This is a genomic window from Ruegeria sp. BHSB056, from assembly GCF_059613305.1.
This window is the reverse complement of record NZ_JBXWSG010000009.1, coordinates 32,410-53,533: the sequence shown is the minus strand read 5'-3', so window position 1 is coordinate 53,533 and position 21,124 is coordinate 32,410. Positions and strand designations below refer to the sequence as shown.

Annotated in this window: 14 protein-coding genes; 8 read left to right on the top strand and 6 right to left on the bottom strand. The window is 57.4% G+C overall.

The features are described 5' to 3' along the window. Positions 1–229: 229 nt before the first annotated feature. On the top strand, positions 230–2,611 hold the full coding sequence (locus tag AC2FND_RS04110; RefSeq protein WP_496768072.1) for a mechanosensitive ion channel domain-containing protein: 2,382 nt from the start codon (positions 230–232) through the stop codon (positions 2,609–2,611). 88 nt (positions 2,612–2,699) lie between these two features. Here the strand turns inward: AC2FND_RS04110 and AC2FND_RS04105 are convergent, their stop codons facing one another. Genes AC2FND_RS04105 through AC2FND_RS04085 form a run of 5 tightly spaced genes read right to left on the bottom strand, consistent with a single transcriptional unit; the run spans position 2,700 to position 9,924 of the window. After that, positions 2,700–4,055, bottom strand: a complete 1,356-nt coding sequence (locus AC2FND_RS04105) for a CoA transferase (protein ID WP_496768070.1) — start codon at positions 4,053–4,055, stop codon at positions 2,700–2,702. Further along, on the bottom strand, positions 4,052–5,206 hold the full coding sequence (locus AC2FND_RS04100) for an ABC transporter permease (protein WP_496768068.1): 1,155 nt from the start codon (positions 5,204–5,206) through the stop codon (positions 4,052–4,054). The genes AC2FND_RS04105 and AC2FND_RS04100 overlap by 4 nt, the downstream gene beginning before the upstream one ends. After that, a complete protein-coding gene (locus tag AC2FND_RS04095) occupies positions 5,203–6,231 on the bottom strand; it encodes an ABC transporter permease (RefSeq protein ID WP_209505333.1) in 1,029 nt (342 codons plus the stop codon). The genes AC2FND_RS04100 and AC2FND_RS04095 overlap by 4 nt, the downstream gene beginning before the upstream one ends. Before the next feature lie 14 nt (positions 6,232–6,245). After that, positions 6,246–8,159, bottom strand: a complete 1,914-nt coding sequence (locus AC2FND_RS04090) for an ABC transporter substrate-binding protein (protein WP_496768066.1) — start codon at positions 8,157–8,159, stop codon at positions 6,246–6,248. Beyond that, positions 8,152–9,924 (bottom strand): ABC transporter ATP-binding protein, encoded by a 1,773-nt coding sequence (locus tag AC2FND_RS04085; protein ID WP_496768064.1) that lies wholly within the window; start codon positions 9,922–9,924, stop codon positions 8,152–8,154. Before AC2FND_RS04085 ends, AC2FND_RS04090 begins: the two co-directional genes overlap by 8 nt. A 233-nt stretch (positions 9,925–10,157) precedes the next feature. Here AC2FND_RS04085 and AC2FND_RS04080 point away from each other — a divergent pair, with 233 nt between their 5' ends. The 6 genes from AC2FND_RS04080 to AC2FND_RS04055 all read left to right on the top strand — a co-directional run bounded on the left by AC2FND_RS04080 (position 10,158) and on the right by AC2FND_RS04055 (position 17,334). Beyond that, complete coding sequence (locus AC2FND_RS04080) at positions 10,158–10,655, top strand: class I SAM-dependent methyltransferase (protein WP_496768062.1); 498 nt, start codon at positions 10,158–10,160, stop codon at positions 10,653–10,655. A gap of 19 nt (positions 10,656–10,674) precedes the next feature. Continuing rightward, on the top strand, positions 10,675–11,304 hold the full coding sequence (locus AC2FND_RS04075; RefSeq protein WP_496768060.1) for a glutathione S-transferase family protein: 630 nt from the start codon (positions 10,675–10,677) through the stop codon (positions 11,302–11,304). 110 nt (positions 11,305–11,414) lie between these two features. Continuing rightward, positions 11,415–13,817: a GcvT family protein gene (locus AC2FND_RS04070; RefSeq protein ID WP_496768058.1), complete on the top strand. Its 2,403-nt coding sequence runs from the start codon at positions 11,415–11,417 to the stop codon at positions 13,815–13,817. 2 nt (positions 13,818–13,819) lie between these two features. After that, positions 13,820–15,358 (top strand): trimethylamine methyltransferase family protein, encoded by a 1,539-nt coding sequence (locus AC2FND_RS04065; RefSeq protein ID WP_496768057.1) that lies wholly within the window; start codon positions 13,820–13,822, stop codon positions 15,356–15,358. Next, positions 15,359–16,033 (top strand): TetR/AcrR family transcriptional regulator, encoded by a 675-nt coding sequence (locus tag AC2FND_RS04060; protein WP_480484041.1) that lies wholly within the window; start codon positions 15,359–15,361, stop codon positions 16,031–16,033. Then, positions 16,030–17,334, top strand: a complete 1,305-nt coding sequence (locus AC2FND_RS04055; RefSeq protein WP_496768055.1) for an NAD(P)/FAD-dependent oxidoreductase — start codon at positions 16,030–16,032, stop codon at positions 17,332–17,334. The genes AC2FND_RS04060 and AC2FND_RS04055 overlap by 4 nt, the downstream gene beginning before the upstream one ends. A 180-nt stretch (positions 17,335–17,514) precedes the next feature. Here AC2FND_RS04055 and AC2FND_RS04050 read toward each other — a convergent pair whose 3' ends face one another. After that, positions 17,515–17,877: a DUF3307 domain-containing protein gene (locus AC2FND_RS04050; protein ID WP_480507104.1), complete on the bottom strand. Its 363-nt coding sequence runs from the start codon at positions 17,875–17,877 to the stop codon at positions 17,515–17,517. A gap of 244 nt (positions 17,878–18,121) precedes the next feature. Between AC2FND_RS04050 and AC2FND_RS04045 the strand changes: the two genes are divergently transcribed. Beyond that, complete coding sequence (locus AC2FND_RS04045; RefSeq protein WP_496768113.1) at positions 18,122–21,118, top strand: cyclic nucleotide-binding domain-containing protein; 2,997 nt, start codon at positions 18,122–18,124, stop codon at positions 21,116–21,118. Positions 21,119–21,124 lie beyond the last annotated feature (6 nt).

Sequence of the window (21,124 nt, the reverse complement as noted above, 5' to 3'; positions counted from 1 at the left end):
CACCGCCAGACAAGATCGCCCAATGAGAACGATGAAGACAATCGAGGCCGACCAGAAACCTTTGCTTGGTCATATTCAATTATTGAAAGATTGAAAACACCTGCGCTCATCAGAGTGCGCCAAGAACACGTCCAAACACGATATTGAGACGGTTCGATGCGAGTATTTGAACTGCTTGAAACGCTTCTGTAATCTGACCAATATCGGCAAAAACTGGATGCACGACCCAATGCGAAATAACTTTCTGGCCGCATTTTTTTTGGCGTTTTGGGCCATTTTCCTGAGCATTTCCACTGGTGCATTGGCGCAGTCATCCTTGATTCCCGGATATCCTTCAGGGTCGGGCAGTTCGTCCGAGGCCGACAAGGAAAGTGATCTGGCCGCTGCAATCCGCGCGGCCAGCGATGCGGGCGCAAGTGTCATTGTCATCGACAGTGCCGGTCAGGTTGTGACAACGGCAGGCGGAAAGGATGCAGGTTCGGAGGGCGCAGACAGCGATTCGAGCAACCCAATGGGTGACGGTTCGCAACTGATGAAGGCGCAAGAGCGGTTCTCGAAGTTCCGCGAGTCGATGCAATCCAGGCTCGAGGCGCTGCCCTATTCTATTTTTGAAGTACAATACATCCTGCGCCAGACCAGCCCGGATGGCCGAATCCAGACCTATGTCGAGGTGTTGGGCTGGAATATCCTGTTCCTGTTACTTGGGCGGTGGCTGTCGATCGAGATATACGGGAAGCGGTTCGCGCGCCGGTGGGTAGTGGCGCGGATCAAGGACGAACCACAGGGGTATCGGGAAAAGATGCCGTTCCTGCTGTTCCGGTTCCTGATGGGGATTGGAGCCACGGTCTTTGCCATGATCATGGCTTTGATCGTCGGGTATCTGATCTTTGGCGAGGCCGAGGATATCTCGGTCCAGTTCACGATCACGGCAATCTTTACGGCCTTTTTCCTGTCGCGCACGGTGTCGGACCTCTGGCGCATGGTCCTGTCACCTTATCTGAGCCAATATCGATTACCGCCCTTTTCGGACAAGAATGCGCGCAGGCTGTATATTTGGGCGTCCGTGCTGGCGACCTATGACATTTCGGTCGTTCTGTTTTCTACCTGGGTCGCGGATTTTGGACTGAACTACAACGTCTACGCCATGGTGTATGGCGGTCTGACAATGCTGGGCGCGCTGGGCAATATACTGATGATCCTGTTCAACGCCCGTGCAATCTCGAACGCGATCCGGGGTGGGCGGGCATCCGAACAGGTGTCATGGCTTTTGCGGTTTGTGTCTTTCGGCTGGGCACCGGCGTTGATCATCTATGTCGTGTTCAGCTGGTTCCGTCTGGCTGTTGATCTGGCGCTGGAGCATCCGACGCCGCTGCCGCTGATTGCAAGCAGCTACATGATCTTCATGTCCGTGGTCGTGGCCTATGGTGCAATGAACTATCTGCTGGAGCGATATTTTGACCGCTCGCGCATGATTAGCGAAATTAACGGGGAAGCCGCCGCAGCGGAAGAAGGCGTCGTGACGACGGATATACCCGAGCCCGAACAACCGAAGCAGCATCTTCTGACTTATGAAGACCTGGCCCGCCGGGTAGCCGGAATTCTGGCTTTCGTGCTCGGGGCTTATGCGCTTGTCGTGATATGGTACCCGAACGCGGACTGGAGCGAGGATCTGCCGGTTGAACGTGCGCTGGATGTGATGGTTGTCCTGTTCATCGGGTACATCCTGTTTCACTTCTTTCGGATTTGGATCGACAGCAAAATCGCTGAAGAATCCGACGATGGCACCGAGGTTGAACTGGGCGACGAAGGTGGCGAAGGCGGGCAAAGCCGTCTGGCAACGTTGTTGCCGCTTTTCCGGGGCGCAATTCTGGCCGTTGTCGTGGTTACAATCGTTCTGATAGTCCTGATGGAACTGGGTATTAACGTCAGCCCGCTGTTTGCGGGTGCCGGTGTGGTTGGTTTGGCCGTGGGGTTCGGGTCACAAACGCTGGTGCGCGACATTTTTTCCGGCGCATTCTTCTTGTTGGATGATGCGTTCCGGAAAGGAGAATATATCGACATTGGGGATGTGAAAGGCACGGTCGAGAAAATCTCGGTCAGGTCCATGCAACTGCGCCACCATCTGGGTGCGCTGAACACCATTCCCTTTGGCGAGATCAAAGTGCTGACCAACTACTCGCGCGATTGGGTAATCATGAAGCTGCCGCTGCGCGTGACCTATGACACCGATGTCGAGAAGGTCCGCAAACTGATCAAGAAACTGGGACAGGAGTTGTTGACCGATCCCGTAATCGGAGACAATTTCATCCAGCCGCTTAAGTCGCAGGGCGTGATCGAGATGCAGGATTCGGCGATGATTATCCGGGTCAAGTTCATGACGAAACCGGGTGATCAGTGGCTGGTTCGCAAAAAGGTCTATCAGGATATCCGCGAGTTGTTCGCGCGCGAAGGGATCAAGTTTGCACATCGCGAAGTCACTGTAAGATTAGCAGATGGGAAAGAGGCGGAAGACCTGACACCAAAACAGCGTGAAGCTGTAGCGGGGGCTGTTCAGACTGCGATTGACGAGGATTATCTGGACGATATCGGACCGGGCGGCGACGACCGTTAGCAAGGCCTTCCGCCGCTCTGAATTGCGCGTCGGATGAGGTGCCACCGACAGCGTGAGGTCCGACCGCGCGTTTCGCGCGGCGGTTGGGTCAGTTGGAAGTGAAGGGCCAGACAGGTTTGGATGTGCCCAGTTTCGACGCTGGTAAATCCCATTGTAGCACAGTGTCACCGAGACTGAGGGCTGATCTGAGGCGGTGCCCTGGTCCCCAGCCCGAAGCTTCTGTCGCAGGGGAGTAATCCGTGGGCGTCGGAGTAATGGTCTCTGCCTCGACGTCGTCTTTGCCGAGAACCGCCAAAAGCTCGGCGGTGCGGGCAAGGGACAGATGCGCATGCATGATGGAATTGCCCGACGCGGCTTCGGTCAGAGCAGAAAGAACGGCGGCTGCCATCAGGTAGCCGGTTGCGTGGTCCAAAGCCTGAACCGGCAATGGCGTCGGTTTGTCGGCGTCAGCCCACTCCATGCCCGCATGCGCAATTCCCGCGCTCATCTGGACAAGGCTGTCAAACCCGCGCCGGTTCGACCAGGGGCCTTGCCAGCCATAGGCATTCAGCGTCACCTCGACCCTGTTCGGTGCCAGTTCATCGCGCTTGGCGCGGGTCAGGCCAAGCGCGTCCAAAGCGCCGGGCCGGTACCCGTGTACGAACACATCCGCTTGGGGCAGAAGTTCTTGCAGCCGTTCCATGCCATTGGTCGGTTTCAGATCGAGATAGGCGCAGTGTTTTCCAAGTGAAATGTCGGGGATCACACCGGGTTCGTCCCAACCGGGCGGATCGATCCGCAGAACCTCGGCCCCGAAACCGGCCAATGTGCGGGTCGATACCGGACCTGCCAGAACGCGTGTAAGGTCAAGAACCCGCAACCCGGCAAGAGGTCTTGCAGGGGTTGCCTGCGGCCTCTCGCGCAGCTTGACGTACCGGGGGCCTTGCCAGCCAATCAACGGGTCGCGCGATACAGCGCGGCCCTGCGGATGTTCAAGCCACTCGGTCCGGCTGCGCATGGCAGCGGCCACACCGCCTTCGGCCACAATATCGGTTTCCAAATCGGATATGGCCCGGGTTCTGACGGCTTTTGTCACAGCTTCACGCTCTGGCGGGGTGCCAAGAACCTTCATCGCTGCCGCGCGATGGCGCGGCAGGTTGGTGTGCAGCCTTATCCAGCCATCTGACGCCCTGTAATCCCCCGCGACCGAATCCCACAGGTTTGGCATTTCCCAGCCGTCGGGCTTGAAGGAATAGCCGAACCACAACGATGCCAGCCGATGGTCGACGGCGATCTCGGGGGCTTTCTGGGTCAGGTTCAGCGCCTGCAAAAGCCGGGCCATTTCCTGCCCAACGGCTGCAAAGCTGGCCGTCGCCAGTTCGGAAACGGCAAAAGCACTTGGCAGAGCGCCAGTGCCGATCCTGCGATATCGGTCGGCGGCGGGAAGGGTGGCAAGAAGGCTCATTGCTGATACGGGTCCAAGCTGTCGCGCAATCCGTCACCCAGAAAGTTGAAAGCCAGTACGATCACGATAATCGGCAGCATCGGGATTGCCGTCCAGGGGTAGATCTCGATCGATGCGAGGTTTTGCGCGTCATTCAGCATCACACCCCAACTGACCGCTGGTGCACGAAGGCCCAGGCCAAGAAAGCTCAGCGCGGTTTCCCCAAGGATCATTGCCGGGATCGACAGGGTGGCTGATGCAATCAAATGAGACATGAAATTCGGCAACAAGTGCTTACGGATCACCCGGCCCGAGCTTGCGCCCATCATTTCAGCGGCGCGTACATATTCTTCCTCGCGCAGTGACAGGAACTTGGCACGGACCGAGCGCGCCAGCCCGGGCCAGTCGAGGATGCCGAGGATGATCGAAATGATGAAGAATACGGCAACCGGGCTCCAGTTCGATGGCACGGCAGCAGACAGTGCCAGCCACAGCGGCAGTTCCGGCAGTGAACGCAGGATTTCGATGACCCGGTTGATGACCCAATCGATGCGCCCCCCGAAATAACCCGCCATCGAACCGAACAGGATACCCAGAAAGAACGATACCGAGATACCTATCAGGCCCACGGTCAGCGATAGCTGCGCCCCGTAGAGGATGCGGCTGAAGATATCCCGACCCAGCCTGTCGGACCCCCAAAGGAACAAGGTGGCACCATCCGGCGCGCAGAAAAGATGCCTGTCTGTCTTGATAAGACCTGCAAGTCGATATTCGGACCCTTCACAAAAGAACCGGATCGGGCGCGGGTCGTCAGTGTCTGGGACGAACTTCCATTGGAAGGTTTCGAGATCCGCCTCGGCGACGATTGGAAAAACATGGGGGCCGATAAAAGCGCCGTCGTAAAACCAGTTCACCGATTGCGGTGGCGCATACAGATGCTCTCCGTTCCGGTCATTCGGGCCATAAGGCGCGATGAAACCTGCAAAGGGCAGCATCAGGTAGCACATAAGCAGGAAAATGCCTGAGATCAGGCCCAGCTTATGCGTGCGGAACTTGCGCCAGACCAACACCCAGTTGGGGGCATCCAGATCGGCGCGTTCCAGTTGCTGTATCGACGCCTGCGGATCAAAGGGCGCGTCATCGACGTAGCGGTTGTCAGGAGTATTGGTCATGCTTCGCGCCCCTCATACCGTATGCGGGGATCCAGCATGACCAGCAGAATATCCGAGATCATCGTGCCGATAAGCGTCAATAGCGCGACAAACATCAGGATAAACGCGGACAGGAATTGGTCCTGCGTTTTCAGTGCTGTCAGCAAAGTCGGCCCGATGGTTTGCAAGCCCAGAACAACTGAAACCAGAACCGATCCAGACACCATTGATGGCAGAAGGTTACCGATATCCGCAACGAACGGGTTGAATGCCACGCGCAACGGATATTTAGTCAGCATCCGCGACGGCGCCATGCCCTTGGCAATGGCCGTTTCGACATAGGGCTTCCCCAGTTCATCGAGCATATTTGCCCGCAGGCGCTGCATCATCGCCGATGCGCCCGAGGTTCCGATAACAAAAGTCGGCACGATCAGGTGGATGAGAATGGATTTTATCTTGTCCCAACTCAGCGGCTGACCTTCGAATTGCGGGTCCATCAGGCCGCCGATAGGCAGGTTGAAATACCGATGCCCGTAGTAGAACAGGATCAGGGCCAGCAAAAAGTTGGGGGTCGCCAGCCCCAGATAACCCACAAAGGCCGAGGTATAATCAATCCATGTCCGTGATCGCGCCGCAGCAATAACACCTAAGGGAAGAGCGACGGCATATACAAACAGGATCGCGGCCAGGTTGACGACGACCGTCAACCAAAGCGTGTCGCCCACGATCTCCGATACAGGCCGGTCGAACTCAAAGGACCAACCGTAATTGCCTTGGATCAGACCTGAAAATCCGTGCGGTCCCGGCCAGAAGCCAATCCAGATCAGGTACTGTTCCCACATAGGGCGATCCAGAGCGTACTCGGCGCGCAGAAACTCGGCCTTGGCGACGCCCGCTGACTGGCCCGAAGCCTGAAGCTCGGCAATCTGGTTGCTCAGGTAATCACCGGGCGGCAGGTTGATGATTATGAAAATCAGGACCGAGACCACCAACAATGTCAGCAGCATCGTAAAAAAGCGATACACCGCATAGCGCAGCATGACCATTTAGCTGCTCCTGCTTAGTCGGCGAAAAAGAACTCGTCCGGGCGGTGAACGCCGAAATGCGCACCGGGCTCCCATGCCCACATGGCCTGTTCCGGCACGTTGCGCAGACGGTTCGACACGACGATGGGTTGGGGTGCTCCGTTCAGGATACCGATGGCATAAAGCTGGTCGGCGTGGATTCTCAGCATTTCAGTCCAGACTTCCTTGCGTTCGTCATCCGTTGTGGCGACCTCCCAGTCATGAGCCAGTTGCATCAGACGCTTTGCCTCAGGCATGTCGGGCGCTTCTCCGGCCTCGCCACCTGTCTGGTAAAACTGGCCCCATTTCGGCCAGGCCAGGAAGACCTGATCGGTTGGTGCCAGATACGCCGGTGACGTGTGCGCTTGCGGGATACCGTCATCCCATCCATACCAGACCGATGCCATTGAGTTGCCGGCAAACACCCGGTTGCGCAGGATATCGCGATCCAACGGGCGCATGACCAGCTTGACCCCGATCTCGCGCCAGGTGTCAGTAACGATCTGAAGGGCGTTTTCAACCTCTTGCCGCTCGCCAGCGGTTTCGATCACCAGCTCCATTGGGCGCCCGTCCGGTAGCAGGCGGATACCGTTCTTGTCGCGTTGGGTCAGGCCGACTTCATCCAACAACGCATTGGCCTGGCCGACATCGTACTGAGCCCAGGCGGTGGCATTCTTTTCATCGTAGAAGGGCGAAGCAGGCAGAACCGACATTGCGCCGGGATGCGCAAGCTTGAAATACAAAGCCTGGTTGATTGTCTCGCGGTCAATGGCAAGGGACAGGGCGCGCCGCACTCGGACGTCACGCAACACGTCGCGCCAGACGTCATCCTCGAAATTGAGGTTCGGATAAATCGCGATTTGCGACGCAACGCCGGTTTTCCATAGCAATGTCTTGTAGCCGCCTTGCGCCTCGCCTTTTTTCAGGATCGAAGCGTCGCGGAAATCCAGACCCCGGCCTTGCAGGTCGCTTTCCCCTGCATTGGTTTTGGCAGCGACCAGACCGGGGGCAACGATCTCCATCTCGACCACATCGATATAGGGAAGTTGAACCCCTTTGCTGTCGATGCGGTGGTAATAGGGGTTACGTACGAAATTGTGGCGGATTTTCTTGCCGGAACTTGCATTCAGCCAGGGTTGCAACGTGGGCAATTCGTGATTGTCGAACTTGTACAGGTTGTCGAGCTTGTTGTGCAGCGCGGCCCAGCTTTTGACTCGGGCATCGTCGACCAGAAAGGCAAGTTCCTCGGGGTCGGCATATTTCTCGTGATATCGTTTCAGGAAAGCTGCTGGGCGATAGATAAAGGGCGGTCGTGCCTGAGCCAGCGATTGTAGAAAACCCGGGTTAGGGTCCTCCCATTCGAAAATCACCGTGGTTTCATCCGGGAAGGTAACTGTTGGTGGTTTGCCTTCGACAATCAGAAAATCCGGCGGGCCTGACGGGCTGAGCAATTTGTTGTTGGCAACGTCTTCCCACCAATAGCGGAAATCTTCCGACGTAAACGGAGAACCGTCGGACCATTTGTGCCCTTCGCGCAGTATCAGGGTGAACTTGCGGCCGTCTTCGTTTTCAAACGACGCCAGCAAATCGGGGATAATCTCGTAGTTCTGGTCGAAACCGACCAGCCGGGCATAACCATAGACAACCATCTGGCGGATATCTTTGGACCGCGTGATCATGGTGCGCAGGGTGCCGCCCTGTTTGCCGAACTCGCGGCCCTTTGCTTCCAGATCGACTACCAGCGGGTCCTTGGGTAGGCGCTCTTGAACGGGCGGCAGATTGCCCGCTTCTACTTCCGAGTTCCAGAACGCGCTTTCCTGAGGTGTGGGGATCGTCTCTGCCGTGGCGGGCAGCATCCCGATGAGCGTCAGCGAAGCGGCCAGGATCAGGGGGCGAGTGGTCTTAAACATGGCAACGTACCTTATGGCCCGGTTCCAATTCCACCAATGAGGGTATCACGGTGTCCGAGAAACGAAAGGCTTCATCCCAACTGTCCGGCGCGCCGGCGCCCAAGGAAACCACTTTCAGGTCGATCGGACGATTGATGTCGGGTTCGGGTTGAGCGGCAATCAGCGCTTTGGTGTAGGGGTGGCGCGGATTGTAGAAAAGAGTCTCGGGTGGTGCCTGCTCGACGATCAGGCCTCGACGCATCACGGCAACTTCGTCGGCGATCCGCGCGACGACAGCCAGATCGTGCGAGATGAACAGATAGGACAGGTTCAGGCTTTCCTGCAATTTTTCCAACAGCGTCAGAATCTGCTCTTGCACCGATACGTCCAGCGCCGAGGTGGGTTCGTCACACACGATGAGTTGCGGGTCGAGCATCATGGCGCGGGCCACCGACAGTCGTTGCCGCTGACCCCCTGAAAAGGCGTGTGGATAGCGTTTCAGCATGTCGGCTGTCAGGCCGACGCGCTGCAACATCTCGGCGGCTTTGTCGCGCTGCTCGGCCGTAGTTCCGATACGGTGAATTTCCAACGGCTCGGTCATCGCGTCCTGAATGCGCATCCGCGGGCTGAGCGAGCTGTAGGGATCCTGAAACACCATCTGGGCATTGCGCTGAAACGCGGTGCGCTGGGCGCGGGTCATGTTGTGCACTGTGATGGGATCGGTATTCGGCGCGGTGCGAAACAGGACTTCTCCGCCGGGATCGGGCAGTTCTGCACCCAATGCAATCCGCGCGGCTGTTGTTTTACCTGATCCGCTTTCACCGACTATGGCCAGCGTCTTGCCGCGTGCCAAATTCAGATCGACCCCTTTGCAAGCATAGATTTCCTTGTCGGCTTGCCACCCTTTGCTGGACCGCATCGTGTAGGTCTTTGAGACGCCCTTCATCTGGAGGATCAGATCGTCGTCTGGCATCGGTATGCCCACAGCATCCTGATCCGGAATTTCCGGTGCCGCATCAAACAGTTGTTTGGTATATGGATGCGCGGGGGAGGTCAGGATTGGTGCGGCCGGGCCAGCCTCCATGATGCGGCCCTTGTGCATGACCACAACCTGTTCTGCCATGTTGGCAACCACGCCCAGATCATGGGTCACCAGAATAAGCGACATGCCGGTCTCGCGCTGCAATTCCTTGATCAGCCCCAAAACCTGCGCTTGCGTGGTCACATCCAGCGCGGTGGTGGGCTCGTCCGCGATCAGCAGTTCGGGTTTGGATACCATGGCCATCGCAATCATGGCGCGTTGGCGCATTCCGCCCGACAGTTCGAATGGGTAGGAGTCATAGGCACGCTGTGGATCTGGAAAGCCCACGCGCTCGAACTGCGTCAGGACCTTTTTGCGCGCCTCAGACTCAGATAGCCCGCGATGCAGCCACAGGACTTCACTGACCTGATTCCCAATCTTGTGCAGAGGTGACAGTGATCGCATAGGCTCCTGAAAGATCATCGAAACGCGATTGCCACGAATGCCGCGCATTTCCCGCTCGGTGACCGCTGTCAGGTTACATGTGCCCTTGGAATCATTCAAAGTTATCGTGCCGCTGCGTATCTGGGCCGTTCGCGGCAGAATCCGCAAGACGGCCCGGCACGTGATGGTTTTACCCGATCCCGATTCACCGACCAGCGCCAAGGTTTCCCCTGGTTTGACATCGAAATTCACATCCGTGACCACGGAACTGCCCGCACCAAAGCCGATGCTAAGGTCTCTGACGCACAACAACGCGCTCATGCAGGCTTTCCAACCGTTTGGCCGCTTGGTGACATCGGTCGTTTCAACTCCCCGTGATTTTTTCGTCAGTGTCGCGCGGTTCCGCATGTCTAGTCAAACCCGTTCTTGGGCTGAAATGTCGCGAAAATGTGAAACTTTGGGCTTCGTCGCTACACAAAGTCTTGAGAATTTGTCATCTAAGGCGGCGTCGGGGGCATCTATGCTTTCGATTGGTATCAAGGAGATATTTGCCGGTGTCCAAGAATCAAAGCCGTCTGGACTTGTTTATCGATCGTATGGTGTCACAGCGCGCCTGCCTGGATCACGCGATTGCGCAAACGGCAGGCATGGCTGGCCCGGTGTTTGAACTGGGCCTGGGCAATGGGCGCACCTATCATCATCTTGTGCAGCATATCGATGGACGCCCTGTCTTTGTGTTCGAACGCGCGGTGGCTTCGCACCCCGATTCAACCCCGCCCGAAGATCGGGTGATCTTGGGAGATGTGCGCGAGACGCTGCCAGCGGCGGTCGACAGGTTTGGACCGACAGCAAGTCTGATCCATGCAGACCTTGGGGGGCATAATCGCGAAAAGAACGACATCTTTGCGCGGCTTGTTTCCCCGTTGATCGAGCCCTTGCTGGCATCGGGTGGATTAATGGTATCAAGTGACCGGATGTATTTCGAGGCGCTGGAGGAAATGCCGTTGCCCGAGGGTGCCGTCGAAGGGCGCTGTTTCATCTATCGGCGCTGACCAGAGAGAAGGGGCCCGCATGATATTCTACGATTGCTCTACGGCCCCAAACCCGCGCCGTGCCCGCATGTTCATCGCGGAAAAAGGGTTGAACATCGAAACGCACGAAATCTCGATTGCTGAGGGCGCGCAGTTGAGCACTGAGTTTCGTGCAGTGAACCCCCGGGCCACAATCCCGGTTCTGGTAACGGATGACGGCGCAGTCCTGACCGAAAATCTTGGCATCGCCGCGTATCTTGAAGCGCGTTTCCCCGAGCCGCCCTTGATGGGCCGGACCGCTGATGAAAAAGGGTTGGTCCTGATGTGGAACGCAATTGCCGAGCAGCAGGGCGGTGCGCCCATCGCTGAAGCTTTACGCAACAGCCATCCGGCGTTCAAAGACCGTGCTATTCCCGGCACGGTTAATCATGCGCAGATCCCCGAACTGGCGCAGCGTGGGCGCGAGCGGGTTGCGTCATTTTTTGAACTGCTGGAGACGCGGTTGATGCAAAGCGCGTATGTTGCGGGCGATGTATTCACTCTGGCGGATATATCCACTTTTGTTTTTGTCGATTTCGCGCGCGTCATTAAGATGCGGATACCGGACGGCAATACGAACACGCAGGTTTGGTTTGAAAGCGTGAAAGCCCGCCCAAGCGCCCAGCTTTAGGTTTGCAAAGCATTCGGCAGAGTTCTCGCATTCCGAACTGTACAGAATTGTCTAGACAGAACTGAACAGTGCCACTAGCGTCTTCCCAGATTCTGTTCAGGGAGGTCGGGATGAAATCCCAATATCGCGTAGTGGTCATTGGAGGGGGCGTCGTTGGTGCCTCGGTTCTGTATCATCTGGCCAAATTCGGCTGGTCCGATGTGGTCATGCTGGAGAGGCGGCGGCTGGCATCGGGATCGTCATGGCACGCAGCGGGCGGCATCCATGCCCTGAACGCGGATCCGAACATGGCCTCGTTGCAGGCCTACACAATCGACCTGCTGAGTGAGATCGAAAAGGAATCGGGCCAGAATATCGGGCTGCATATGACCGGTGGCCTGACTTTGGCCGGTACGCCTGAACGCTGGGAATGGTTGCAGGCCAATTACCGCATCTTCCAGTCAATCGGCATTGATGATTGCGAGCTGCTGACCCCGCAAGAGGCACAGAGACGCTGCCCGATCATGTCAACCGATGGTGTTTTGGGCGCGATGTGGGCGGATCGCGAAGGGTATATCGATACAACAGGTACTGTTCAGGCTTATGCGACGGCGGCCAAGAAACGTGGTGCCGAGTATTACGAGGAAACCAAGGTCGAAGAGCTGATCCAGACGGCAGATGGCTGGCAAGTGGTGACCGATAAGGGCACGATCACCTGTGAACATGTGGTCAACGCGGCCGGACTCTGGGCCAAGCAGGTTGGGCGCATGGCCGGGGTGGAGCTGCCAGTCTCGCCGTTGAAGCATCACTATCTGATCACGGACACGGTGCCCGAAGTGGCGCAGGCGGATTTCGAGATGCCGATGACTGTCGACCTCGAAGGATTCACTTATATGCGGCAGGACCAGAAGGGTGTTCTGGTGGGGATCTACGAGGTCGATCATGAACACTGGGCGATGGACGGAGCGCCGTGGAACTATGGCGAGGAACTGTTTCAGGAACAGCTTGACCGGATCGAGAACGAACTGACGCTGGGCTTTGAGCGGTATCCGTCAATCCAGAATGTGGGCATCAAGACATGGGTCAATGGTGCGTTTACGTTCTCACCGGATGGTAACCCGCTGGTTGGTCCGGTTCCGGGCAAACGGGGATATTGGACGGCCTGTGCTGTGATGGCGGGCTTCCTGCAAGGTGGCGGTGTTGGCAAAACGCTGGCCGAATGGATGATCCATGGTGAGCCCGAAGCTGATGCCTGGCCGATGGATGTGGCGCGCTATGGTGATTTCGCACAGAACAAGCGGTATATCCGTGAAACCACTGGCCAGTTCTATTCGCGCCGCTTTGTGATGACCTATCCGAACGAGCAACTGCCTGCGGGTCGCCCGCTGAAGATGGCCCCGGCGCATGACGCGATGACCGAGGCCGGTTGCAAATGGGGTGTCAGCTGGGATCTGGAGGTGCCGCTGTATTTCGCACCCAAAGGGTTTGAGGAAACGCCAACGCTCAAACGTTCGAACGCGCACGACATTGTGGCCGCTGAATGCAGAACCATCCGCGAGGGCGTGGGCCTGATGGATATCACGGGCTTTTCCCGCTTTGAGGTTTCCGGCCCAAATGCTGAAGCATGGCTGGATAACGTTATGGCGTCGAAACTACCCGCCCCGGGTCGTGCCAAGCTGGCACCGATGCTGGGCGAGGACGGGCGGCTCAAAGGTGATCTGACCGTGTTGAACTGGGGCGACGGGACATGGTGGATCATGGGCAGCTATTACCTGCGCGCGTGGCATATGCGATGGTTCAACGATCATATGATGGAAGGGGTCACCGTCCGTGACTTGGGAGAGGAGTATTGCGGGTTCGCCGTGGTCGGACCAAAATCGCAGGCGGTGGTCGAGAAACTGGCCGAACAGGATATCTCGGGCCTGAAATTCATGGGCTGCGGTGATTTCGATATCGGCCTCGTCCGTGCCCGCGTGGCTCGTATGTCGGTGACCGGCGAAAAAGGGTATGAAATCAACTGCCGCTATGGCGATCACATCAAACTGCGCCGCATTTTGCTGGAAGCTGGTGCAGAAGAGGGTATCCGCGAGTGCGGTTTCAATGCGATGCTATCAACCCGGCTTGAGAAAAGCTTTGGCATCTGGTCGGCGGAGTTTACGCAGGCTTACACACCCGGCATGACCGGCATGGATCGCTGGATCGACTGGGACAAGGAATTCATCGGCAAGAAGGCCGCTTTGGCCGAACGGGATGGCAATGGCCCGGCGCAGGTACAGGTAACACTGGAAATCGATACGTTGGACGCCGATGCCAGCGGGTATGAGCCGGTCTGGGCCAATGGCGAACGCGTGGGTTTTGTGACTTCAGGCTGTTATGGGCACCACATCGGCAAGTCCTTGGCGATGGCCTTGATTGACCGTGACAAGGTGGACCCGGGTACGGAACTGTCTGTCCATGTGGTGGGTGTGGAATGTCCGGCGCGGGTAATTGCACCGTCGCCTTACGACCCTCAGGGCAAAGCGATGCGGGGCTGATCATGGCCGCTCCGGACCGACGACGCCGAAGGCGAGGGGGCGAGGCTGCCCCGCAGCCCAGCCGCGACGTGAACTATCGCCAGCTTAGGAACCCTTTCCCATTGATGGAGGTGTTCCCGGCTGACCGGATCGCGGACATGCACGAGACAGCGTTGCGTACGCTCGAGGAGTTGGGTGTAAAGACCCTGCTTCCCGAGGCGCGCAAGCTGTTCAAGCAGGGTGGCGCGCGCGTGGATGAAGACAGTGAGATGGTCTTTATCGGGCGCGAGATGGTTGAGGCTGCCGTTGCCTCGGCCCTCAAATCTATCGCTTGTCGCGCCGGTTCGCGGCATCGGGATTTCACTCTGGAACTGGGTTCGCTGGTTTTTCAACCGGGGGCAGGCGCGCCGAACGCAACCGATCTTGAGCGTGGCCGTCGCCCGGCGACAGGTCAGGATTATCTGGAGTTTCTAAAGCTCACCCATCATTTCGATGTGTTCCAGATGATCTCGCCTCAGGTTGAACCTCAGGATATACCGACGCATTTGCGCCACTACTTCACGACACAAGCGCAGATGGAACTGACCGACAAGTTCCCGTTCCTCTTCTCGCGCGGCACGCCGCAGGTCATGGATTGCTTTGAGATGCTGTCCACGGCGCGCGGTCTGTCGGATGATGAGTTCCGGGGCAATGCGCATTGTTACACGATCATCAACACAAACAGCCCGCGCACGTTGGATATTCCCATGGCGCAAGGGCTGATCGACTTTGCGCGCCACGGTCAGATGTCGATCATCACACCGTTCACTCTGATGGGGGCGATGGCGCCGATCACCGTGGCCGGGGCAATCACCCTGTCCCATGCCGAGGCGCTTGCCGCGCTGACCTTGACGCAGCTGACCAGACCGGGCGCTCCGGTCTGTTATGGCACGTTCACCAGCAACGTGGACATGAAATCCGGCGCGCCTGCATTCGGGACGCCCTCGCATTTTCAGGCGTCACTTGCCGCAGGCCAACTGGCGCGTCACCTGGGCTTGCCCTGGCGGTCAGCGGCAGGGTCGGCGTCAAACAGCAACGACGTACAGGCGGCGAATGAAAACCAGTTTGGCCTCTGGGGTTGCCTGATGGCCGGCGCGACTGTGATCATTCATTCAGCGGGCTGGCTGGAAGGGGGATTGACCGTATCCTTCGAAAAGCTGGTCTGTGATGCCGAGGTGCTGAACATGGTGGCCGAGCTTTGCGCAGGCGCGCAGGCGGGGTCCGCTGAGATCGGCTTTGACACCGCTTTAAGCGAGGTCGCGCCCGGCGGTCATTTCTTTGCCTGCCCGCAGACGATGGAGCGCTACACCACCGAGTTCTATCAACCGCATGTCCATGACTACGCCAATTTCGGCACATGGACCGAGCGTGGATCGACGGATGCCAACCACCGTGCAACGGGGGTTTGGCAGGGTATCCTGAACGATTTCAAGGCCCCCGCCATAGACAATGATCGTTTTGGTGCCTTGCAGGACTTTATCGCACGCCGCACCGCAGAGGGTGGGGCGCCACCGGAGAGTTGAATGAACAACAAACCTATTCTTCACCGCGATGATCCCGAGGCCGAGCCCCTGATCGGCAATATCAAGGTCACCCGCGACGACTGGCTGAACGTGGCGATGGACGTGCTGATTTCGGACGGGGTGGACCAGATCAAGGTTCTTAACCTGGCCGAGCGGATGGCCGTGTCACGTTCATCCTTCTACTGGTACTTCAAGTCCAGACAGGAACTTTTAGATGCACTGCTGGCGCGGTGGCAGGCGACCAATACGGTTGCGCTTGTAAAACAGGCCGAAGCACCAGCCGACACGATAACGGGCGCGGTCTGCAACGTGCATCGTTGTGTGGTCAATACGGATTTGTTTGACACCGCGTTGGACTTTGCCGTGCGCGACTGGGCGCGTAAATCGGGCAAAGTTCGCCGTGCGCTGGACCAATCAGACACACGGCGGCTTGAGGCTTTGCACGCGATGTTCGCCAGATACGGCTATTCCGAGATCGAGTCCGAAACGCGTGCGCGCGTGCTGTATTACATGCAGATCGGATATGATCTGGCACAATTGAACGAACCCTTCGAGACGCGGATCTCGATGGTGCCGCATTACCTATACGCCTTCACGGGCGTCGAACCGAAACCCGAAGAAGTTGAAGAATTCAGCGCATATTCCCGGCGCTATTGGAAAGGAGACCCGACATGAGTCAACCAGACGCAATCATCATCGGTACCGGCGTGATCGGCGCGGCCATCGCGTTCGAAATGTCCAAGGCGGGTTGGAAAACCCTGTCTCTGGATCGCAACGCACAGGTTGGACACGGTTCAACCGCCGGGTCCTGCGCGATCATCCGGATGCATTATTCCACCTTCGATGGAACGGCGTTTGCCTGGGAAGGCTATCATTACTGGCGCGACTGGGCTGACTATCTTGGACTGTCGGAGGGGGCCAATCTGGCTCAGTTCAGGGAAACCGGCTGCCTGGTTATGAAGACCGAGGCGAACGGGATGCTGGAAAAGCACATGCGCAATTCATCAGAACTGGATTGCCCGTTCGAAGAATGGTCGGGGGACAAAGTGGTTGAACGCCTGCCGGTTTATTCGCTGGACAGCTTTGCCCCGGCGCGCCGAATGGATGACCCGGAATTCGGCCAGCCTAACGGGCGAAAGATGTCGGGTGGAGTGTACTGGCCTCAGGCAGGATATGTCACCGACCCGGCCTTGTCGGCGCAAAACCTGATGGATGCTGCCAAACAGCACGGAGCCGAGGTTCGCACCAGTTCCGAAGTAACCGAGATCCTGACCGAGGATGGACGTGTTTCCGGTGTAAAACTTGCCTCAGGCGAAGAAATCCGCGCAAGGGTTGTCGTGAACGTGGCCGGGCCGGGCTCGGCTATCATCAACAAGATGGCCGGAGTTCTGGATGACATGACCATCAAGACCCGCCCCCTGCGGCAAGAGGTTGTGCATGTCCCCGCCCCGGAAGGGTTCGATTTTGAACACGACGGAACCATAGTTTCGGACAGTGACATCGCCTGCTATTGCCGCCCGGAACACGGCAATCACATCCTTGTGGGATCTGAGGACCCGGAATGCGATCCGCATCAATGGTGCGAGGATGACGTCAACTACAACCGCGAGTTCACGGATCAATGGACCACACAGGCTATGCGATATGCGCAGCGTGTACCCAGCCTTGGCATCCCATCGAAAACGCGAGGCGTGGTTGACCTTTACGATGCCTCAACCGACTGGATTCCGATCTATGACAAATCCAGCCTGCCGGGGTTTTACATGGCCTGTGGGTCCAGCGGGAACCAGTACAAGAATGCGCCGATTGCGGGGAAGATGATGGCGGCACTGATCGCGTATTGCGAAGGCGGAGCGGATCACGACGCGGAACCGCTGCAATTCGAACTGCCTTATATCAAACGCACCATCGACGTGGGCTTTTACTCACGAAAGCGCCCGATCAATGAGGAAAGCAGTTTTTCGGTTCTGGGCTAATCGGGTTTTTGTATCGATCAAAGTCGAGCGGGGCAGGTTAACAGCTTGCCTCGCGCTATGACCGACACGATGTTCGGCGCATGACATCCGGGCGCGTCGCTGTCGGTTGTCTGCTGTTCAGAAGTTCTGGGTGTGATCTGGTCGATCTTATCGGTGCAACGGGTGGTATATTCTGGCGGGCTACGCTGCCCCGAAAGTCACCCAAGCCCAGACCATCGCCACATAAGTCAGATTGTGCAGGCACTGGTCTAACCCAGCCGCACGCCAGAACGCGGCCTGTGTCGGCTCCAGCTGTTTCTTGTCTGAATAGCTTGCTTTCAAGAAATCGATATTGAAATGAATCACCCATTCAAGAAGTCCGACAATCAGGATGAACAATACCGGAGCGCCAAACACGGCAAACACGATGACAGAGCCCGCAACATGTACTGCTGCGTGCTGCGCGCGTCCCAAGTGAAAATACTCACCTCTGCCAGAGAGCATTTTCGGTGTCTGGAGGTAGTAGTCAGCGAACATATGCTTGACCTGAAAAAGGCAAAGCATAAGTAACACCGCGCCAATACTGGCAGTCAAAAGAACCCTCCCGATATCGCTCTGTACCAACTGTAGGCAATAACCCTGCCATGCGTAAATGAACTAGTTCACATAAGATCAAGAAAATTCTCAGGTGGGAAAAAAATTGCATATCGTGTCAGTATGGCAGTAAATTCAAACCGTTGAATCCGGGTGCGTGGCATCCGGGCCGCGTTGTTAGCCAGCAGTAGGGGCAGGTTCCATAGAACGCACGATTTTCCGCTTTATCTGGAAATACTCCAAACGCGATCAGCTGATCCTGCTGGCTGTGACGGCGACGTTGTTTCCGTTGCTCTATCTTACGCTGGAGTTGCCCAAGCGTATCATCAACGACGCAATCGGTTCGACAACGGCCGAAGTGGATGTCTGGGGCTATACGCTTTCACAGACGAATTTCCTGATTATTTTGTGTTTTGCTTTCCTTGCTGCCGTGTTGGCGCACGGGCTGATGAAAATGCGCATCAACACCATGAAGGGTGTGCTGAGCGAACGCATGCTGCGGCGGTTCCGATATCAGCTGGTCAGCCGCGCGCTCCTTTTTCCGCAACCCTATTTCGAGCGGGTCAGCCAGGGCGAAATGGTTTCGATGATCACAGCCGAGAGCGAACCGATGGGTGGTCTGATGGGCGATGCGATCAGTCAGCCGGTTCTGCAAGCCGGTCAGATGATCACCATCCTTTCTTTCCTGTTCTTGCAAAGCTTTTGGTTCGGACTGGCCGCAGTCGCCCTGATCCCGGTGCAGGCCTGGTTAATCCCAAAATTGCAACGTCAGATCAACCTGTTGAACAAGAAACGTATTCAGGAGGTGCGGGCGTTGGCTGCCCAGATCGGCGAAAACGCGGCAGGGGCGTCCACCCTTCGCAGCAATGGCGGCTGGCGTTATCGCCGGGCTATGATCTCTGATCAGTTGGGGCGGCTTTTTGCGATCCGCTTTGATATTTACCAGAAGAAGTTCTTTATGAAATTCATAAACAACTTCATCTCGCAGCTGACACCATTCATGTTCTACCTAATCGGTGGCCTTCTGGTGTTGCAGGGCTCGGTTTCTTTGGGGGCGTTGGTTGCGGCGCTGGCGGCGTACAAGGATCTGAGCTCACCCTGGAAAGAGCTGCTGACCTATTACAACCAAACTCAGGACATGTCGTTGCGCTGGGATATCGTCGTTGACCGTTTCGATCCGGCCGGATTGAAGGACGAAGCGCTGTTCGAGGGCGAACCAGCAGAGCGCCCCCACCTCAGCGGCGATATAGCGCTAAAGCACGTCTCGGTTCGCGACATGGACGGCAATCAGGTGCTGGATGATCTGAATCTGACTTTCCCCGGCGGCAAAACAATTGGTATCGCCGCACCAAGCGAAGAGGACCGTCGCGCCATGGGGGAGTTACTGACTCGCGAGATTTTGCCCGCTGCCGGCACGGTTCAGGTGGGGGATTTGAATCTAGCAGACCTGCATCAGGGCGTTGTGGCTGCACGTATCGGGTATGCCACATCCCGCCCGGTGATGTTTCAGGGAACGTTGGGTGACAACGTGATGATGCCGATGCGGTTCAAACCTTTGGCTGAATCCACAGATGACCCAGATTTTGCCGAGACCTTGCGGGCTGGAAACAGCACGGATCCGTTCAGGGCGGAATGGCTTGACCCGTCGCTTGCCGGGCTTCACGACGCGGTGGCGCTGCGTGACTGGTGGTTGCAACTGATTGATGGAATGGGGTCTGGGGCTGCCCTGTTCCGGCGTGGTGCTGAACAAAGCTTTGTTGCGACGGAGCACTGCGAACTGGCAAGGAAACTGGTCGAGCTTCGCCCGCTTGTGCGGAAGGCGGTCCAGGACGCGGGTCTTGAACAGCAAGCGCTCATCTTCGACCGGAATTTTTACAACCCGGCGCTGCCTGTTGCCGAGAACCTGCTTTTTGCGACGCCCCGCGTGCCGGTGACACAGGCCTTGCTTGCCCGGCAGAAGGTGTTCCTCATGCAGTTGCGAGAGCTGGGGCTGGATGAGACACTGATTGCCCTGACCCGTGACGTGATCGAGATGCTGCGCCAGATCTTCGGGTTCGACGGAACCGACCATCCGCTGTTCCGCAAGCTGGGTCTTGATGCAAAGACCTATGAGGCAGCCGTGGAACTGGTTGAACAAACCCGCAAAGAGGGAACGTCAGGGCTGGATGACGAACAGCTGGCCAGTATGTTGGCTGTGCCTTTCGTCGTCTCGGCTGAACAGATTGGACCGGCTTTCACGGATGAGCTCAAGGACCGCATTCTGGAACTGAGGCAGAGTCATTCGGACAAGCTGTTGGAAAGCCTCAAGGACGCTTTTGTTCCGCTGGACCCGGAAGAGTTCGCACCCGGATTGACGGTCATGGAAAACGCGCTGTTCGGCAAGGTCAGCCAGATAGGTGGCGCGCGATCGGACGAGGCCCGCAAAGTCATTGTCGACGTGTTGGAGGAGAACGGTGCGCGCCCCTTGGTGGTCGAGCTGATTTATGACATTCCGGTTGCCTTGGGGGGGCAGGGCCTTCCGGCGGTCTTTGCCGAACCGCTGGCGTTTACCCGCGCGACAATCAAGAAGCCAGATATCCTGATCCTGGAGCAGGCATTGGCCAGTTACGACATGAAAACGCAGGTGTCGGTCTACAAGAAGCTGCGCGAGTTGTTGCCGGATGCCACGGTGTTCTACCTCAATGACCAGTTCGAAAACCCGGACGTATTCGACATGTTCGTGGAAATCCGGCAAGGTCGTGTCGTCTCGGACGGAGGACCGGTAGACGTGGGAAAGGACAGCGCATCTTCAGCAGACCTGGCGCGGAAACTTCGCGCGCTGGAGCAGACCCCCTTGTTTTCGGGGCTGGACCGGCGGCAATTGCGCCTTCTGGCTTTTGGCGCACAATGGTTCGATGCCAAGCCCGGTCAGGTGGTTTTCCTGAAAGATGATCAGCCGACCGATGGCGCTTATGTGGTGCTGGAGGGAGAGGCAGGCCTTTACCTGCCACAGGAAGATGGCCCCGATCAATTGATCACCACCGTGGGGCCGGGCGCATTGGTGGGTGAACTTGGTCTGATCCGCAAAGAACCACGCGCGCTGAGTATGGTGGCCGAAACGGAACTGTCCTGCCTTCGGATCGGTGAGGAAGAGTTCCTGGCCGTTGTGGAAAACGATGCGGCAACCGCGTTCAAACTGATGCAGGTGATCGCCGGTTACGTGTCCAACTAGGCGTGA

What these genes read in the sequence shown, in the direction of transcription:
- AC2FND_RS04110 (WP_496768072.1), top strand. Translation starts at nt 230, where the DNA reads ATGCGAAATAACTTTCTGGCCGCATTTTTTTTGGCGTTTTGGGCCATT.
- AC2FND_RS04105 (WP_496768070.1), bottom strand. Translation starts at nt 4,055, where the DNA reads ATGAGCCTTCTTGCCACCCTTCCCGCCGCCGACCGATATCGCAGGATC.
- AC2FND_RS04100 (WP_496768068.1), bottom strand. Translation starts at nt 5,206, where the DNA reads ATGACCAATACTCCTGACAACCGCTACGTCGATGACGCGCCCTTTGAT.
- AC2FND_RS04095 (WP_209505333.1), bottom strand. Translation starts at nt 6,231, where the DNA reads ATGGTCATGCTGCGCTATGCGGTGTATCGCTTTTTTACGATGCTGCTG.
- AC2FND_RS04090 (WP_496768066.1), bottom strand. Translation starts at nt 8,159, where the DNA reads ATGTTTAAGACCACTCGCCCCCTGATCCTGGCCGCTTCGCTGACGCTC.
- AC2FND_RS04085 (WP_496768064.1), bottom strand. Translation starts at nt 9,924, where the DNA reads ATGAGCGCGTTGTTGTGCGTCAGAGACCTTAGCATCGGCTTTGGTGCG.
- AC2FND_RS04075 (WP_496768060.1), top strand. Translation starts at nt 10,675, where the DNA reads ATGATATTCTACGATTGCTCTACGGCCCCAAACCCGCGCCGTGCCCGC.
- AC2FND_RS04070 (WP_496768058.1), top strand. Translation starts at nt 11,415, where the DNA reads ATGAAATCCCAATATCGCGTAGTGGTCATTGGAGGGGGCGTCGTTGGT.
- AC2FND_RS04065 (WP_496768057.1), top strand. Translation starts at nt 13,820, where the DNA reads ATGGCCGCTCCGGACCGACGACGCCGAAGGCGAGGGGGCGAGGCTGCC.
- AC2FND_RS04060 (WP_480484041.1), top strand. Translation starts at nt 15,359, where the DNA reads ATGAACAACAAACCTATTCTTCACCGCGATGATCCCGAGGCCGAGCCC.
- AC2FND_RS04055 (WP_496768055.1), top strand. Translation starts at nt 16,030, where the DNA reads ATGAGTCAACCAGACGCAATCATCATCGGTACCGGCGTGATCGGCGCG.
- AC2FND_RS04050 (WP_480507104.1), bottom strand. Translation starts at nt 17,877, where the DNA reads ATGCTTTGCCTTTTTCAGGTCAAGCATATGTTCGCTGACTACTACCTC.